1 protein-coding gene is annotated in these 570 nt (G+C 67.5%); it reads left to right on the top strand.

The features are described 5' to 3' along the window. On the top strand, positions 1 to 570 hold a 570-nt coding region (locus AC1DUE_RS20070; protein ID WP_477041171.1), incomplete at both ends, for a fumarate hydratase.

The raw sequence follows: 570 nt of genomic DNA, 5'->3' as shown, positions 1-570 counted from the left end.
GGAGAGGACACCACGCCGTACCGGCTGGTGACCGCCGAGGGCGTCTCGACCTTCGAGGCCGACGGCCGTACGTTCCTCAAGGTCCAGCCGGAGGCGCTGCGCACCCTGGCCGCCGCGGCGATGCACGACATCTCGCACTACCTGCGCCCCGCACACCTGGCGCAGCTGCGGCGGATCGTCGACGATCCCGAGGCGTCGTCCAACGACAAGTTCGTCGCGCTCGACCTGCTCAAGAACGCGAACATCGCCGCCGCGGGTGTCCTCCCCATGTGCCAGGACACCGGCACCGCGATCGTCATGGGCAAGCGCGGGCAGAACGTGCTGACCGAGGGCGGTGACGAGGAGGCCCTGTCGCACGGCATCTTCGACGCGTACACCAAGCTCAACCTGCGCTACTCGCAGATGGCCCCGCTGACCATGTGGGACGAGAAGAACACCGGCTCGAACCTCCCGGCCCAGATCGAGCTGTACGCCACCGACGGCGGCGCGTACAAGTTCCTCTTCATGGCGAAGGGCGGCGGCTCGGCCAACAAGTCGTTCCTCTTCCAGGAGACGAAGGCCGTCCTGAAC

Source organism: Cellulomonas sp. P4_A2, assembly GCF_056402515.1.
Note: the sequence above shows the minus strand (reverse complement) of the source record. Positions and strands in the feature narration are given on the sequence as shown.